This window comes from Acinetobacter sp. YH12208, assembly GCF_013418055.1.
Taxonomy (GTDB): domain Bacteria; phylum Pseudomonadota; class Gammaproteobacteria; order Pseudomonadales; family Moraxellaceae; genus Acinetobacter; species Acinetobacter pseudolwoffii.
Window position 1 is genome coordinate 69,690 of the sequence record NZ_VPCT01000005.1, and the last position, 14,973, is coordinate 84,662.

Here is a 14,973-nt window from a genome sequence, read left to right on the forward strand (position 1 = left end):
AACAGTGATTAATCTCGATCCAGACGGTGCGCGAAGGCTGCCAGATCGCTCAGCGCCTGTTGAGCTTCCTCAAACCAGGCACTGAACATCTGAAAGTTATGCCACATGCCGGTATACAGTTTAAATTCCACATCGACACCCGCCTGTTCGGCTTTTTCCTTAAAACGACTGGCATCATCCAGTAGAATTTCCTTGGAACCGACCTGAATATGAGTTGGGGGCAAGCCGCTTAAATCGGCGAAAAAGGGCGAAACTTCCGGATCACCCCGATCGATGGCACGCGGGACATAATATTCAATGCCAGTTTCAACTGTTTCTAGAGACAGCAGGGCATCATGTTTCTTGTTATAGCGCAACGATTCACTGGTCAGGGTCAAATCCAGCAAAGGAGACAACAGAATCAAACCACTCACTTGTGGGAGGTTTTCTTTTTGTAATTTGAGCGCCAAGGCCAGCGCCAGATTGGCCCCACAAGAATCACCGGACAGGATGATATCTTTGGCCTGAACGCCTTGATCGAGCAATAAGTTATACACATCAAACAAGGCTTCCAAGGCCTCTGGATAGGCAGATTCCGGTGACAGCGGATAATCTACATGCAGTACCTGCATCTGGGTTCGAGCCGCAATTTGAGTCATAAAGGCACGATGGGTATTTAAAGAGCCTAAATAAAATGCCCCGCCATGAATATGAAAAATCAGCTGGGTCGACTCTTGCTGCGGCTTAATTTCCTCTGCGCGCAGACCCGCCAGACGTAGCGAGCGAATCTGTACGGTTTTGTCTTGTGGAAAGAGTTTGCACATCTGCTCCAGTGCAATGCGCATTGAACTCGGTGGAAGATTGAATCTGCTCGGGGCACGAATGACTGTCTTTAAGATGCTTTCTGTAATTAATTGTTTTGTTAACGGGCTTATCTTCATTTTCCTTCCATCTTTTTGTGCTTTTATTGATCATGTAGATTATTTACCAACCATATTTACAAGGTTACACTAAATAGTCACAGCTAAAAATTGAAAAATTGTTGTGACTTTTTAATACTACAGAGGTCTATTTTCAGACTAAGGAAATGAAGAAAAATGAAAAAAATAGCGCTTATGTTAGGACTACTAGGCTTATCTGTACTGGCAAATGCCGCAGATCCTTTAAATGGCACGGTTTGGAAAACCATTGATGATAAAACCAAGCAGCCTAAGGCCATGGTTAAATTTACTGAACAAAAGAACGGTACGTTGTCAGCAAGTATTCAATCTGTGTTAACACCAGGTGAAGAAAATGCCTGTACCAAGTGTGAAGGTCCGTACAAGAACAAGTCACTCAAAGGCTTGACCATTGTGAAAGGTCTTAAGAATTCAGGTGGTACCAGCTATGACAGTGGTTCAATTCTGGATCCGCAATCTGGTAAAACTTACAAACTGAAAGGCCAACTGGCAGATGGTGGCAAGAAACTTGAGCTTCGTGGCTTTATTGGTGTGGCAGCATTAGGCCGTAACCAGACTTGGGTTCGTGCAAACTAATCCAGTTCGATAGAAAGATAAAAGCCTGACTGCTGTCAGGCTTTTTTGTATGAATTATTTAGGATAATAATTAATTACTTAGGGTGCGATAAGCCGCGTCATCAAAACCGGCAATAAAACCTGTGGGCGTGGCCAAGATCGGACGTTTAATTAAACTGGTATGAGTGCTTAATGCGGCAATTAAAGCATCTTCACTGGACAGCGCCGTTTGCTGCTGTTCTTCAGTCAGTTTGCGCCATGTGGTTCCTTTTTTATTTAATACCACATCCTGACCCAGCGCATTCAGCCAGACTTTAATGGTATCAGCATCGATGCCCTGTTTCTTATAGTCATGAAATTCATAGCTCAACCCCAGCTCAGTCAGTAGGTCAAAAGCTTTTTTCATCGAATTGCAGTTTTTAATCCCGTAAATTTTTAACATATTCGCCATCTAACACATCTTAAATCATGGCCTAGCTTAACCAAATTCGCAGCAGTCGACCATGCAAAATAGAATGATTAGAAAACAATTTAAAATAGGGAGGCAGAATCGTCATCAAAATGACATCAATGCGCTTTAAAATGATCAGCAAGAAAAACAACAATAAAAAAAATAATAATTTTAGGCAGTGGAAATAGAAAACCCGCATTTAATCATCCTGATCATGCGGGTCTCAATTCAACGTCCATTGTCACATCCATGAAAAACAAGCTAAATGTTCTAGTTTGTTTTATTTTCTTCCTACGGCGTCCTGTCCTTATATTGTCATCCTGACATGTCCCTGTGCCGTGAGGCTATAATGCTCTGTTATGACATCGAGATAAACCCAAAAAATACGTCATGTCATGTAAGCAATAAGCCTTAATTGAGTGAACAGGTGTGCACTCAACTGATAGGTATCTTTTTATAGTTTGTAGTCGATGATCACTGGGGCATGATCGCTAAACCATTGTTCCTTATACACCCAGGCATTGACGGTACGCTCTTTCCAGTCTGGTGAGCAGGCCTGATAATCAATCCGCCAACCGACGTTCTTGGCTCGGGCTTGTCCGCGGTTTGACCACCAGGAATACAGTTCAGCTTCTTTGCGTACTTCGCGGAACGTATCGACATAACCGAGTTCATCATAGATATGATCTAGCCAGGCGCGCTCATGTGGTAAACAGCCGGAAGCTTTCTGGTTGCCGGACCAGTTTTTAATATCAATCCGTTTATGCACGATGTTGTAATCACCGCAGACAATCACCGATTTGTTTTCATCGCGCCATTGTTTCAGGATTTTGGCATATTCTTCCAGAAAGTGATCTTTACGCGCTTGTGCTTCATCGCCTGATGAGCCGGAAGGTAGATACAATGAACAGATATGGGCCGTTTGCTCCAAACCTAAATCAAATTCGGCTGCAATAAAACGGCCTTGCGAATCTGCCAGTTCAAAGCCCAGACCATCGGTTAAAGAGACGAAGGGCAGGCGGCTATAAATCGCGGTACCGGCATAACCTGGACGTTCGGCAGGGAATAGATGAGTATACCAGCCTTCCGGTTTAAATTTATCGGTCCACTGCACATGGGTGATCCGGCTTTCCTGCATACAGATCACATCGGCATCCGACTGTTCCATCCATTCCAATAGGCCTTTGCTCACCGATGAGCGTAAACCGTTGACATTAATTGAAACGACACGAAGAATTTTTTGATCACCTGGATAGCTACTCTTTGGTATCATGCGCAAGTCTTACCTTAATTAATGGATTTAGGAGCACCTCATGCCAACGCCAGCTCAGTTTAACCCGCAAGCTTTTATCGAACTCGCATTATCACGCGGTGTGCTTAAATTTGGTGAGTTTACTTTAAAATCGGGACGTGTGAGTCCCTATTTTTTTAATGCGGGTCTGCTGAATGATGGTGAAGCCTTAACATTGCTGGCTTCTGGCTATGCAGCAAAATTAACGGCATGTGACCATGTGGAAGTGGTTTTTGGTCCTGCATATAAAGGTATTCCTTTTGTGGCAGCGACCGCTGTGGCGCTATCACAAAATCATGGGGTGAGTGTGCCTTGGGGTTTTAACCGCAAAGAAGCCAAAGATCATGGCGAGGGTGGCGTGCTAGTCGGTGCTTCTGTAGCAGGTAAAAAAGTCTGGATCATTGATGACGTGATCACGGCAGGAACAGCGATTCGTGAAGTCGTGACAATCTTGAAAAATGCCGGTGCACAAATCGCAGGTGTTTTGGTTGCACTTGACCGTCAGGAAAAAGGTCAGGGCGATTTATCAGCCATTCAGGAAGTGCAGCAAGAGCTCGAGATTCCTGTACATGCCTTAATTACCATGAAAGATTTGATGGACTATCTGGAAACCAAGGGCGATCAAGAAGCTTTAGCTAAAATGGAAGATTATCGAGTTAAATACGGGATCTAAGCGGTGATCCTTATCGTAAAGGAAGCTACAGCTTCCTTTTTTGTTTTAAAGTTCAATTGATGTAGAAATTAAGCATTCAAATACAGGGTGAATACTTAAAAAACCAAGTCAAAGTGCTGTAATTCAAAGATTTTTAATATTAAAGACTTTCAATCTTGATGTAGATGAATACAGTTTAAAATACTGGAAATTGACAATAATATTCAGTGATTCTGTACGCATTTGCTTACGTGAGTTCAAGCCGTTTGCGTCTATACGTGCTGTGCTGCATTGCCTATGATGAATTCATCAGGAACAGGATGTTCCATAAAAGAATAACAAGAGATAAATACAAGGAAAGTAAGGTAAGACAGGAGTCATACCCAGCGAACCAACACGAAAATCCCCCGGCAGGATGCTGGGGGATTTTCATTTTTAGCGATTCATGCAGGCCCAGATGTAACAGGCTTAGGCGCGGGGAGAATAAATAAGGTGAGTTACTGGTTTAAATGACTGGAATAGGTTTAGAGAGCATCACCAACCGATCGCTTTTGAAGATTGTTAATCTTTAGAGCCAAAAAAAGCACCTTAAGGTGCTTTTTTTATTGCTGGGCTAAATTATAGCGCAACGATATTGATCGCGTTCGGGCCTTTTTGACCTTCAACTACGCTGAAAGAAACGCGTTGGCCTTCAAACAATGTTTTGAAGCCAGAACTGCTAATTTCTTTAAAATGAGCAAAAACGTCAGGACCTGATTCTTGTTGAATAAAACCAAAACCTTTAGTTTCGTTAAACCATTTCACTGTACCGGTAACTGTAGTAGACATAATATAACCTATCAAATTTTTAATAATTTTAGCCATTGAAATGACTATGGATAACTTTGAAAAACAACAAGAATTGAAATAAAGATCTGAAAAAACTGAGGATTATAAAATAACACTGCGGTACTTAAAGAAGTTTAACTAAACAACACTTTTTTCTAGTTGAGTACAGCATAACCTAAATCAGCAAATATTCAAGTTTTTTATATTTATTATTTATTTTTCTTATAAATATACGTGGATCTTTCTTTTTAAATATGTGCTGGTCAATTTTTTTAGTATGACTGACTGTATAAAAGATTTACTCAAGCAAAACAACAAACATACATTTTACTTACGTTACTTTATGTTAATCAAACTGAACCAGTACGCGGCAATATTTTTCTAAGTGAATGTATTTTATAACATTGGGTAAATTTGTAGCTGGCTTGTTTAAGATAGTTCTGGTCATTGTTCAGCTATTCAAAGGCCCCTATATTAAAAACACATGGAAAAATTAACTATAAGAATTTCTTAATTTTAATTTAAAACCAGAATAAGAGTGAGTCTCATGGATTACTGGAATTGTGTTTTATTAATCTCCATTATTGCAGTTGTAGGCCTAACGATTATTATCCTGCTGGTCGGCTGTAAAATCTGGAAAAACCTGATCGTCACTTTACTGATTTCGACCATAATGAGTTTTTTGATTATCTATGCCATCAATTTTATCTTTGGAAAGAGTCTGCATTTCCTTTGGGGTCACCGGGAAGTCGGGAATCTTGACTTTATGCTTGAAATTGGGCTGATGAGTCTGGTGATTGGTGGGGTAATCACCTTTATGATTATGTTAGGCACCTTGATTGCCAAAAGTAATGATAAACAGAGTGAGGAATAGAAACAGAGAGCAGGCAGTAGCAATGCTTTCTCTGGACAATACACAGCCTCCTTCTCTTGAGTCAATTTAATAACAGCCGACGAAGTATGAATGGGTTTTTCATACTTCGTCGTGGTCTTACCTTTTATCTTAAAAATGATAATCCGTCCTTAAAACATCATTTTAAGTCCTAAAGCATAGATCCAGACCCAGTCAGAGCCGGATGCCTGCTGCCAGACAGCCTGTTTGTTTCCTTTGCTATATTCATAGCCAACCTGCAGATAAGGCATGACTTTTTTACTGATCTCATAACGGGTTTCCAATCCTAATGTCGCATGACTCAGACCAGATTTTTTCGCACTCGCAGCTTGATCATTGAAAATGATATCCAGTTCAATAAAGGGCTGCATAATCAGTTTCTGAGTCAGCAACAGGTCACGTTCTGTTTCCAGTTTGAATCCGACAAAATCATCTTCACCGACATAGAGATAGGCATTGGTTTCAAAAAAATAAGGGGCCAGGCCATGCAGTCCAAGCACTGCATCGAAACGTTCATTTTGTAGGGAAGCTGTATGCTGGCTTATATTTTCCTGACGGTAGCGCAAACCGGTTTGTACATCCCAGAAATCGGAAATATTACGGCTATACAGGATTTCGGCCGCATAGTCAGCCTGACTCGATTCAGATTTATCTGCCTGCAGCTTGAGAAAAACCTTGTTTTCATCAGTACCAATTCTGGCTTCATTCTCTGATTTAAAAGCGCCATTTCCAGCTGAATTGATTTGCCATTTCTGGTCCAGAATGACTTGGCTATAAATCTGTGCACCATGTTCTTTCCGATGGTCATGCTCCGCAGTAGCGCCAACAGGTTTTTCGTGCCCTACAGATTCTTGATCAGATAAAGATCGAGCTTGTTGGGTATGTGAGCGTAGATCCGGCACTGCAATAGGAGCGCTGTGATGTACTGCGGTTTTGCTAGGATGATGATCCTGATGATCCTGATGATCCTGATGATCCTGATGATCCTGATGATCCTGATGATCCTGATGATCCTGATGATCCTGATGATCCTGATGATCCGCTGCCAATATACCGAAACTCGCCACGAGCAGTGCACTGCTTAATACCGATTTTAAAAAGAGCTTAGTGATGTGCATGGCTTTCTCCTTGATCCACTGCTGGCTTTGACGGCATTTGTTGCGGCGAAGCATGAGAAGCTTGATCGTCATTCACATGTGCCACAATCAGCTTATTCATCATGCCGGCACTCATGTGATAGAGCAGATGGCAGTGAATCGCCCATTCTCCCAGTTCATCTGCCGTTAATAAGGTTGTGAGCGTTTTTCCAGGTGGCACAATCACGGTGTGTTTATTTGGCATCTGTGCAGCAGATTGACCATTTTCCAACTGCATAAACATGCCATGTAAATGCATCGGATGCGCCATCATGCTGTCATTGATAAATTTCAAACGGATCCGTTCGCCATATTGCACCTGTAATGGTTCGGCATCACTGAATTTTTTACCATTGATGGTCCAGATATAACGTTCCATGGTTCCACCCAGACGAATCACCAGTTCACGTTCTGTGGCTCGGGTATCGGTTTGTGGCGTCAGGGCTTTGAGGTCTTGATATTGCAATGCTTTATGCCCTGTAGGCGTAGACATATTGACCCAACCCTCAACCGGTGGATGAGACGGATTTGTCTTGGGTATAGCACTGTGACCTGCGTGCATGTCGTGCTGGGCATGCTCATCATGTTTAGGCGTATCTGTTGCAGATTTCGTGGTCTGACTGCTGTGTGCGGTATGAGACATGTCATGCGGTTCGCCATGTCCCATATCTTCCATGGTCAATAAGGCACGTGGACGTGGCGTCGGTAATTGAATCGGATGTGTCGCTGGATCAGCCTCATTGTGCAAGCTGCCAATGGCAAAGCCTGAACGGTCGATCGATTCGGCTTCAATCTGGTAATGAGGTGCAGTTGGTTCCACAATCACATCATACGTTTCAGCAGTTCCGATACGGAATTCATCTACAGCGACCGGCTGTACAGCTTGTCCATCGGCGCTAACCACGGTCATTTTAAGCTGGGGAATACGTACATCGAAAAACGACATGGCCGAGGCATTAATGAATCGCAGACGAACCTTTTCATTCGGTTTAAATTGGCCGCTCCAGTTCTGTTGCGGGGTTTTGCCATTGATTAAAAAGGTATAACCGCTGACATCAGACAGGTCGGTTTTCAACATGCGCATCTGGTTCCACATTTTGCGATCTGACCAGGTGGCCTTGAGACCGTCACGTTTTACCTGCTGGAGTACATCGCCCACGGTTTCACGCTGATTCTGATAATATTCAGCCGATTTTTTTAAATTATTCTGAATCTGCTGGCTGTCCTGTTCATGAAAATCCGACAGCATCACCACATAATCCCGCTCGGTTTTTTCATGCTCAGGCATCGGTGTTTGTGCTTTAGGATAAATCACCAAGGCACCATATAAGCCGTCCTGTTCCTGGCCTTTGGAATGCGCATGATACCAATAGGTACCGTTTTGACGAACCTTGAAACGATAAGTAAAAGACTGCTTCGGTTTGATACCCTGAAAACCATTAAATCCAGGGACACCATCCATTAGGCCGGGCAGGAGCAGGCCATGCCAGTGCAGCGAGGTATCTTGATTCTTCAGGTTATTTTGCACATGAATCACCGCATCATCACCTTCTTCGAATTCCAGCAAGGGGGCAGGGAATTTTCCGTTTACGGTAATCCGTTTGACCGTCTTTCCGGTGAGATTGAGCGGACTTTCATCAATAACCAGATGATATTCTTTAACAGCTGCAAAAACTGCAGACGATGACATCAGGCAAATGCCCAGACATAGGCATTGGGGAATTTTAATTAACATCACTTAATCCTTAATTAATAAAAAATTGAATATTCAGGATTAAGTTTTGGGTGGGCGCAGGATTTCCTGCCAATAACCGGCAAGGTGTTTGGCATGATAAGTTGGGAGGAGGGTTCTTTCTAGAGAATGATGGTCGAATACTGTCAGTTCAGGGACTGAAATTTGCAAGCCGCTCATCTGGCTTTGACAAGCCATCATACTGCAATCCAGACAGTCTTGTGAGTGCTGTGGCGTATTCGGAAAACAGTCAGCCTGTGTCAGGTCTTGATCTGAGTTATGCGCAGATTCATGCATAGCATGAGAGGTGGAGGCTTTTACCATATCCAGACAATGGCTGCTCATCTGTTCAGACGACATGACCAAATGCATGGTTGTTGCAGAAGCAATAGACACACTGCTCCAGCCTATGGCAAAAACCATAAGCATCACCAACCAGATTTGTTTGACGAGCCGTGTGAGCAAAGTCCACCCTGAAAAAATACGCTGCATGTTTGAGCAATAAAAGCATAAACGCAGTGACTGCAATTAGCAAATCCTGTGCGAGATTATTTTTAGTCAGCTACATCACACTTTTATAGGTTCAGGTTTCAGTTTCGCACTTTTCACATTTTTTACAATCCAGCAGCATGCCAAGCTTTTCTTTGCGACCTTGCTCGGTCATCACCCAGGGCCGATTTTGCCACGGCGGGGTATGCCGTACATGCTGGCCATGTCCGCAGGCCAGCTCTGCAACCCAATGCTGTTCTTCATCCAAATGAAAACCGATAATTGCCTGTTGCATGGCAAACCTCCTTTTGAGCTCAATCTGCCTCAGTACTTATCTAAAAATCTATACAGAACAAGTCATGCAAAATCACCATAAACAAAAGAATCCACACAAGCTATACTCCTTGCTAAGTCATTTTTTGAAAAAGAGCAGAGACACATGCGCGTACTTGTTGTGATGGATCCCATCGAAAATGTAAACCTGAAGAAAGACTCGACCATGGCCATGCTTTGGGCAGCAGCACGCCGTGGGCATGAGCTTGGTTATGCATTACAACAAGATTTATATATTGAACAGGGCAAAGCTTTTGGTTTGATAGCGCCGCTACAGGTGTTTGAAGACTACGATCACTATTATGAACTCGGTGAAAAAAAGAAAGAATCCATCGCTGCTTATGATGTGGTGTTAATGCGTAAAGATCCACCTTTTGATATGAATTTTGTCTACACCACTTATATTCTGGAGCAGGCAGAACGCGAAGGTGCATGGATTATTAACAAGCCACAAAGCCTGCGTGACTGTAATGAAAAACTGTTTGCGACCCAGTTCCCGCATCTGCAAGTTCCGACACTGGTGACTTCGCAGCAAAGCCTGATTCGTGAGTTTCTCAAAGAACAGGTCGATGTGATTGTGAAACCGCTGGATGGCATGGGGGGTACTGGAATTTTCCGCCTGTATCAGGATGGCATCAATATTGGTTCAACCATTGAAATGCTGACCAATAACGGTACCCAGCCGATTATGGCACAGCGTTATATTCCTGAAATTGTCGAAGGTGATAAACGTATCCTGATGATTAATGGCGAGCCAGTACCATATTGCTTGGCCCGTATTCCACAAAATGGTGAAGTGCGCGGCAATCTGGCGGCAGGCGGTCTGGGAGAAGCACGTCCACTGACTGAAAATGACCGCGCCATTGCGGCAAAAGTAGGCCCTTATCTTAGAGAAAAAGGTCTGGTTTTTGTAGGACTGGATGTGATTGGTAATTATGTCACTGAAATTAATGTAACCAGCCCAACCTGTATTCGTGAAATTGATGACCAGTTTGGAACCTCAATTGCCGATGATCTGTTTGCTGTATTAGAGGCAGGCCGTTCGCGGCAGGTTTAAACCAGACAGAAAAAGAGCCTCATCTGAGGTAATGCTGATCAGTTAAGGAGTTTAGAAGTAGACTCTTTAACTTTTTAGTCGTTCACGACGGAGTCTTAACTTTATAAATCAAATGCTTGAAAATAATTTGTTACTTTGGTTTCGCCCAAATGAGAAGCGAAGCTTCGCAAGGAAGGCATCTTGCGGAGCAACACTCCTCACCGCAAAACTCGGCAGCCACCATCGACTAGTAAATTTGTCGCAGAAACAATCATTTTTAAATCTAGTCCTGCCTCAAACAGTTGCGGATGACTTTTCTACTTGTCAAATATGATCATGAATTTAAAAAAGAAAATGCTAGTCAATTTCTTAACTGACTGGCATTACTCATCTGAGGCTTTTTTTTATTAAGCATATCGCTTAAATAAAAGCAGCGTCATCAATATCCCTAAGATAGAAAGACAGGCTGTGACTGTCGCGATATGGGCCCATTGTTGTGTCGTGGATACCAGTGCCGCACTCAGAGGAGGTACAAAGAATTGCGCACAGGCTGAAACCTGTAAAACCAGACCGACACTGGCGGCTGCGGCATTGGCACGCGGTGTATAGCGCAGGGTAATCGCAAAGATCGTGGTCGGAATCATTCCGCCAATGAGTGAAAACAGTACGGCACTCACAAACTGTAATTCAAATGACAGCCAAGAGCTTGCCGCAAAAGTCAGCAAGCTGCTGCACAGCATGGCGATAAATCCTGTGCTTAACAGGGTTTTGGGTTTCCAGCCACCTTGCAGCAACATACCTGCGCCAAAGGTACCGCCTAAATTAGCAAGCACCACCATCGAGACCAGAGCCCCTGCGACTTTTAAATCAATCCCATGTTCGATATACAGGGTAGGCAAGAATCCAGTCACGGTTATCCACTGACTGGTATAACAGGCAAAAATAATGGCCAAACACAAAATCGGTGGGTGAGTCAGGGTCACTTTAATAATTTGCCAGAAGGAGGTATTTTCTGTGCTGGCTTGCGGGCGATTCGGCTGTACCGGTGTGACCGCTTCAATATATAAATACCGTTTAATCATCACTGCAATGAGCAGACAGAGACTCCCTAAAATGGCCCAAATACTTTGCCAACTCAGGTATTCAAGCAGCATGGGAATGGTAAAAACAGCAAGACTGACACCAACCCCCATATAGGAACTCCAGAGTCCCATTTTAAAATTGAGTGTTTCAACTCGGCTGATACGTTTGAGAATGGCAGGGGCACATAAGGAGATAGTTAAAAATCCGATCCCTTCAGTAAAACGGAAGAAATACAACGCCGCGACATGCTGAATCCAGAGGCCTGCCATACTGCTGAGGCCTAAAATGATCAACGCCAAGATCAGACAGCGTTTTAAACCGACTTTTTCTGACAATGCACCAATACACAAGGCAAACAGCATCCCCGCGCCTTGAACCAGAGACAGGGAAAAACCGGCTTGCGTAAAGCTGAGACCTAAATCCTGTTGTAAAATGGGAATAACCGCAGAAAGTTTCCCGACATGAATAGCCGCCAAATAGCCGGCCAAAATAATCCATAGGTCACGAATTGATATTTTTGACATTTATAATGATTTAATCCATTCAATCAATGCGCTAATACAGCTAAAAAAGTATATAGCGATATGGATAACATAAAATTTTATTAAGATTTATATGATTTAGGCATAAGTTAATAGAGCAATTAAACTGGTGAATGAATAGAAATTGCTGAGAAAATCCCGAAAAACAAATAGATCTAACAAATACAGTGAGGGAAAGATTAAATGAAAGAGGGTTAAAATTGTGTTTATATGTCACTTAAGTCTAAGGAAAAATGCCTGCCTGATAACAAAACTAGTTTAAACTTTAAAATCGTATGAAAAAAACAATTAATGCCTTGTTGAAATAAAGTAAATAAACTTTCAAGGCCCTACAATTGTGATTACAATTGACCACTTAAATCAGATTTCCTGTTCCATTTTTTAAATTGAAGAATTAGACCGTGACCGACGCTCAGCAAAAACAGCCTAAACATGTCATGATGATGGCCGCAGGTACGGGTGGACATGTGTTTCCAGCGTTAGCCGTTGCAAAAAATTTACAACAACAAGGGATTGAAGTGTCTTGGCTGGCTACGCCTGCAGGCATGGAAAATCGTTTATTAAAAAATCAGAATATTCCTATTTATCAAATTGATATTCAGGGTGTGCGTAGTAATGGTTTTGTACGTAAGGCCTTGGCCCCTTTTAAAATCATGAAAGCGACTTTTAGTGCCATGAAATACATGAAGCAGCTAAAAGTCGATGCCGTAGCCGGCTTTGGTGGTTATGTGGCAGGGCCGGGTGGTCTGGCTGCGCGTATCCTAGGCATTCCGGTGCTGGTTCATGAGCAGAATGCGGTGGCCGGTTTTACCAATAGCCAATTGTCGCGTGTTGCCAAGACGGTGTGTCAGGCGTTTCCGGACACCTTTCCCGCACAGGATAAAATCGTGACCACGGGCAATCCGGTGCGCCAAGAAATTAGTGACATTTTAAATCCGTCCTGGCGTTATCAGGAGCGTGAAAAAGCAGGATTACCCTTACGCATTTTAATCGTGGGCGGATCTTTGGGGGCGCAGGCCTTAAATGAACGGGTGCCTGAAGCCTTAAAACAGTTCAATGTGCCTTTAAATGTCTATCATCAGTGTGGTCAAAACCATGCTGAGGCGACGCGTGCATGTTATGCCAATGCTCCGGCAAATCTGCACGTCGAAGTCCAGCCTTTTATTGAAGATATGGCCAAAGCCTATAGTGATGCCGATGTGGTGATCTGTCGTGCTGGCGCATTGACGGTGACCGAAATTGCGACGGCAGGTGTGGCTGCGATTTTTGTACCGCTTCCAAGTGCGGTGGATGATCACCAGACTGCCAATGCCGGTTTTCTGGCCAAGATTAATGCGGCAAAAATCTGCCCACAGGCCAGCATGACCCCGGAAAGTTTAAAAACCTTATTAGAGCCGATGCTGAATCGCCAGCTATTAATGGAAATGGCGGTAAAAGCACGTCGACAGGCTCAACCCGATGCGACTCAACATGTGGTCCGTTTAATTCAAGAATTGTAATCCGAGTAAACTATGTCTCCAACAACCCCAGCTGAACAAGCGAAAAAGTTAATTAAAGTGCCGGAAATGCGCCGTATCAAACACATTCATTTTGTGGGGATCGGCGGCGCAGGCATGTGTGGTATTGCAGAAGTACTGAAAAACCAAGGCTATAAAGTTTCCGGTTCAGATATCAAGGCATCCAATACCACCGCACAGCTGGAAGCGAATGGCATTAAAGTCTATATCGGACATGCGGCAAATAATATTAAGGGTGCCAATGTGATCGTGGTCTCTACCGCGATTGATAAAGAAAATCCGGAAATTAAAACCGCGATTGAAAACCGTATTCCTGTGGTTCGCCGTGCGGAAATGCTGGGTGAACTGATGCGTTACCGTCATGGTATTGCCGTTGCCGGCACGCATGGCAAAACCACAACCACCAGTCTGATCACCTGTATGCTGGCTGAAGAAAACATGGATCCAACCTATGTGATCGGTGGTTTGCTGAACCGTACCGGTATGAACGCAGCCTTGGGCGCCAGCCGTTATATCGTAGCCGAAGCCGATGAGTCAGATGCTTCTTTCCTGCACCTGGAACCGATGGCTGCCGTGGTGACCAATATTGATGCCGATCATATGGATACTTATGGCGGTAGCTTCGATGTCCTGAAAGATACCTTTATCCAGTTCCTGCAAAAACTGCCATTTTACGGCCTGGCCGTAGTCTGTGGTGATGATGCCAATATCCGTGAAATCATGCCGCGGATTGCACGTCCATTACTGACTTATGGCTTCAATGAAGACAATGACATCCGCGCAGTAGATGTTGATCAGGATGGCATGCAAACCCACTTTACCGTATTGCGTAAAGAGCGTGAGCCATTGCGTGTAACGGTCAACCAGCCAGGTTTGCATAATGTGCTGAATGCCCTGGCCGCGATTGGTATAGCAACCGATGAAGGCGTGTCTGATGCTTCAATCTGCCGTGCACTGGAAGGTTTTAGTGGTGTGGGTCGCCGCTTTGAGGTTCAGGGTGAGTTTGCGATTGAGGGCGGTGATGTGAAACTGGTGGATGATTATGGTCATCATCCAAAAGAAGTAGAAGCGACGATTAAAGCCGCGCGTCAGAGCCATCCGGACCGTCGCCTAGTGATGATGTTCCAGCCACACCGTTATAGCCGTACCCGTGACTGCTTTGATGATTTTGTGGAAGTGCTTTCTACTGTAGACCAGTTATTGTTGCTGGATGTTTATCCTGCCGGTGAAAAACCGATTGTCGGGGCAGACAGCCGTACTTTGGCCCGTAGCATTCGTCTACGTGGTGAAGTCGAGCCGATTCTGGTCGATGCGGCGGACGGCAACCTGAATCAGATCATGAGAAAAGTATTGCAAGCAAATGACTTGTTATTAACCCAGGGCGCAGGTAATGTTGGAGCAATCTCAGTCGAGCTTGCGCAAAATCACTTATATATAAAATAGTCATCTTGCGTGACTGAATTGAATTGACCAGATTGAAAAAAGTTTAAGGATATAA

Annotated in this window: 15 protein-coding genes; 6 read left to right on the top strand and 9 right to left on the bottom strand. The window is 43.8% G+C overall.

From position 1 onward, the window contains the following. Nucleotides 1-8 precede the first annotated feature (8 nt). Complete coding sequence (locus FTU95_RS06690; protein ID WP_180077944.1) at nt 9-920, bottom strand: alpha/beta hydrolase; 912 nt, start codon at nt 918-920, stop codon at nt 9-11. Nucleotides 921-1,076: 156 nt separating this feature from the next. Between FTU95_RS06690 and FTU95_RS06695 the strand changes: the two genes are divergently transcribed. After that, the gene (locus FTU95_RS06695) at nt 1,077-1,514 is read left to right on the top strand and encodes a DUF2147 domain-containing protein (protein ID WP_005173279.1); all 438 of its coding nucleotides are present in this window, start codon (nt 1,077-1,079) and stop codon (nt 1,512-1,514) included. A 70-nt stretch (nt 1,515-1,584) separates the two neighbouring features. On the opposite strand, the gene FTU95_RS06700 is transcribed toward FTU95_RS06695, so the two are convergent. Continuing rightward, a complete protein-coding gene (locus FTU95_RS06700; RefSeq protein ID WP_034609159.1) occupies nt 1,585-1,935 on the bottom strand; it encodes a Spx/MgsR family RNA polymerase-binding regulatory protein in 351 nt (116 codons plus the stop codon). Between the two features lie 463 nt (nt 1,936-2,398). Beyond that, nucleotides 2,399-3,217, bottom strand: a complete 819-nt coding sequence (locus FTU95_RS06705; RefSeq protein WP_005094995.1) for an exodeoxyribonuclease III — start codon at nt 3,215-3,217, stop codon at nt 2,399-2,401. Between the two features lie 40 nt (nt 3,218-3,257). Here FTU95_RS06705 and pyrE point away from each other — a divergent pair, with 40 nt between their 5' ends. Further along, complete coding sequence (gene pyrE / locus FTU95_RS06710) at nt 3,258-3,908, top strand: orotate phosphoribosyltransferase (RefSeq protein WP_005094997.1); 651 nt, start codon at nt 3,258-3,260, stop codon at nt 3,906-3,908. Between the two features lie 597 nt (nt 3,909-4,505). Here pyrE and FTU95_RS06715 read toward each other — a convergent pair. After that, nucleotides 4,506-4,715: a cold-shock protein gene (locus FTU95_RS06715; protein WP_005094999.1), complete on the bottom strand. Its 210-nt coding sequence runs from the start codon at nt 4,713-4,715 to the stop codon at nt 4,506-4,508. Between the two features lie 547 nt (nt 4,716-5,262). Here FTU95_RS06715 and FTU95_RS06720 point away from each other — a divergent pair. Continuing rightward, on the top strand, nt 5,263-5,589 hold the full coding sequence (locus tag FTU95_RS06720) for a hypothetical protein (protein ID WP_005095001.1): 327 nt from the start codon (nt 5,263-5,265) through the stop codon (nt 5,587-5,589). Nucleotides 5,590-5,738: 149 nt separating this feature from the next. On the opposite strand, the gene FTU95_RS06725 is transcribed toward FTU95_RS06720, so the two are convergent. The 4 genes from FTU95_RS06725 to FTU95_RS06740 form a co-directional block, all read right to left on the bottom strand. After that, nucleotides 5,739-6,725 carry a copper resistance protein B gene (locus FTU95_RS06725; RefSeq protein ID WP_180077946.1) on the bottom strand — a complete coding sequence of 329 codons (987 nt, stop codon included), beginning with the start codon at nt 6,723-6,725 and terminating at the stop codon, nt 5,739-5,741. Then, nucleotides 6,712-8,478 carry a copper resistance system multicopper oxidase gene (locus FTU95_RS06730; protein WP_180077948.1) on the bottom strand — a complete coding sequence of 589 codons (1,767 nt, stop codon included), beginning with the start codon at nt 8,476-8,478 and terminating at the stop codon, nt 6,712-6,714. The genes FTU95_RS06725 and FTU95_RS06730 overlap by 14 nt, the downstream gene beginning before the upstream one ends. A gap of 39 nt (nt 8,479-8,517) precedes the next feature. Continuing rightward, nucleotides 8,518-8,967, bottom strand: a complete 450-nt coding sequence (locus FTU95_RS06735; RefSeq protein ID WP_257220112.1) for a hypothetical protein — start codon at nt 8,965-8,967, stop codon at nt 8,518-8,520. 91 nt (nt 8,968-9,058) lie between these two features. After that, nucleotides 9,059-9,259, bottom strand: a complete 201-nt coding sequence (locus tag FTU95_RS06740) for a DUF3565 domain-containing protein (protein ID WP_004281307.1) — start codon at nt 9,257-9,259, stop codon at nt 9,059-9,061. A 144-nt stretch (nt 9,260-9,403) separates the two neighbouring features. Between FTU95_RS06740 and gshB the strand changes: the two genes are divergently transcribed. Then, nucleotides 9,404-10,354 carry a glutathione synthase gene (gene gshB, locus FTU95_RS06745; RefSeq protein WP_180077950.1) on the top strand — a complete coding sequence of 317 codons (951 nt, stop codon included), beginning with the start codon at nt 9,404-9,406 and terminating at the stop codon, nt 10,352-10,354. A 386-nt stretch (nt 10,355-10,740) separates the two neighbouring features. Here the strand turns inward: gshB and FTU95_RS06750 are convergent, their stop codons facing one another. Beyond that, nucleotides 10,741-11,940: a CynX/NimT family MFS transporter gene (locus FTU95_RS06750; protein ID WP_180077952.1), complete on the bottom strand. Its 1,200-nt coding sequence runs from the start codon at nt 11,938-11,940 to the stop codon at nt 10,741-10,743. Between the two features lie 419 nt (nt 11,941-12,359). Here FTU95_RS06750 and murG point away from each other — a divergent pair, with 419 nt between their 5' ends. After that, nucleotides 12,360-13,457, top strand: a complete 1,098-nt coding sequence (gene murG / locus FTU95_RS06755) for an undecaprenyldiphospho-muramoylpentapeptide beta-N-acetylglucosaminyltransferase (RefSeq protein WP_180077954.1) — start codon at nt 12,360-12,362, stop codon at nt 13,455-13,457. Nucleotides 13,458-13,469: 12 nt separating this feature from the next. Next, nucleotides 13,470-14,918 carry a UDP-N-acetylmuramate--L-alanine ligase gene (gene murC / locus FTU95_RS06760; RefSeq protein WP_180077956.1) on the top strand — a complete coding sequence of 483 codons (1,449 nt, stop codon included), beginning with the start codon at nt 13,470-13,472 and terminating at the stop codon, nt 14,916-14,918. Nucleotides 14,919-14,973: the final 55 nt, after the last annotated feature.

What these genes read in the sequence shown, in the direction of transcription:
- FTU95_RS06735 (WP_257220112.1), bottom strand. Translation starts at nt 8,967, where the DNA reads ATGCAGCGTATTTTTTCAGGGTGGACTTTGCTCACACGGCTCGTCAAA.
- FTU95_RS06740 (WP_004281307.1), bottom strand. Translation starts at nt 9,259, where the DNA reads ATGCAACAGGCAATTATCGGTTTTCATTTGGATGAAGAACAGCATTGG.
- FTU95_RS06730 (WP_180077948.1), bottom strand. Translation starts at nt 8,478, where the DNA reads ATGTTAATTAAAATTCCCCAATGCCTATGTCTGGGCATTTGCCTGATG.
- FTU95_RS06715 (WP_005094999.1), bottom strand. Translation starts at nt 4,715, where the DNA reads ATGTCTACTACAGTTACCGGTACAGTGAAATGGTTTAACGAAACTAAA.
- gshB (WP_180077950.1), top strand. Translation starts at nt 9,404, where the DNA reads ATGCGCGTACTTGTTGTGATGGATCCCATCGAAAATGTAAACCTGAAG.
- pyrE (WP_005094997.1), top strand. Translation starts at nt 3,258, where the DNA reads ATGCCAACGCCAGCTCAGTTTAACCCGCAAGCTTTTATCGAACTCGCA.
- FTU95_RS06750 (WP_180077952.1), bottom strand. Translation starts at nt 11,940, where the DNA reads ATGTCAAAAATATCAATTCGTGACCTATGGATTATTTTGGCCGGCTAT.
- FTU95_RS06690 (WP_180077944.1), bottom strand. Translation starts at nt 920, where the DNA reads ATGAAGATAAGCCCGTTAACAAAACAATTAATTACAGAAAGCATCTTA.
- FTU95_RS06720 (WP_005095001.1), top strand. Translation starts at nt 5,263, where the DNA reads ATGGATTACTGGAATTGTGTTTTATTAATCTCCATTATTGCAGTTGTA.
- FTU95_RS06725 (WP_180077946.1), bottom strand. Translation starts at nt 6,725, where the DNA reads ATGCACATCACTAAGCTCTTTTTAAAATCGGTATTAAGCAGTGCACTG.
- FTU95_RS06695 (WP_005173279.1), top strand. Translation starts at nt 1,077, where the DNA reads ATGAAAAAAATAGCGCTTATGTTAGGACTACTAGGCTTATCTGTACTG.
- murC (WP_180077956.1), top strand. Translation starts at nt 13,470, where the DNA reads ATGTCTCCAACAACCCCAGCTGAACAAGCGAAAAAGTTAATTAAAGTG.
- FTU95_RS06700 (WP_034609159.1), bottom strand. Translation starts at nt 1,935, where the DNA reads ATGTTAAAAATTTACGGGATTAAAAACTGCAATTCGATGAAAAAAGCT.
- FTU95_RS06705 (WP_005094995.1), bottom strand. Translation starts at nt 3,217, where the DNA reads ATGATACCAAAGAGTAGCTATCCAGGTGATCAAAAAATTCTTCGTGTC.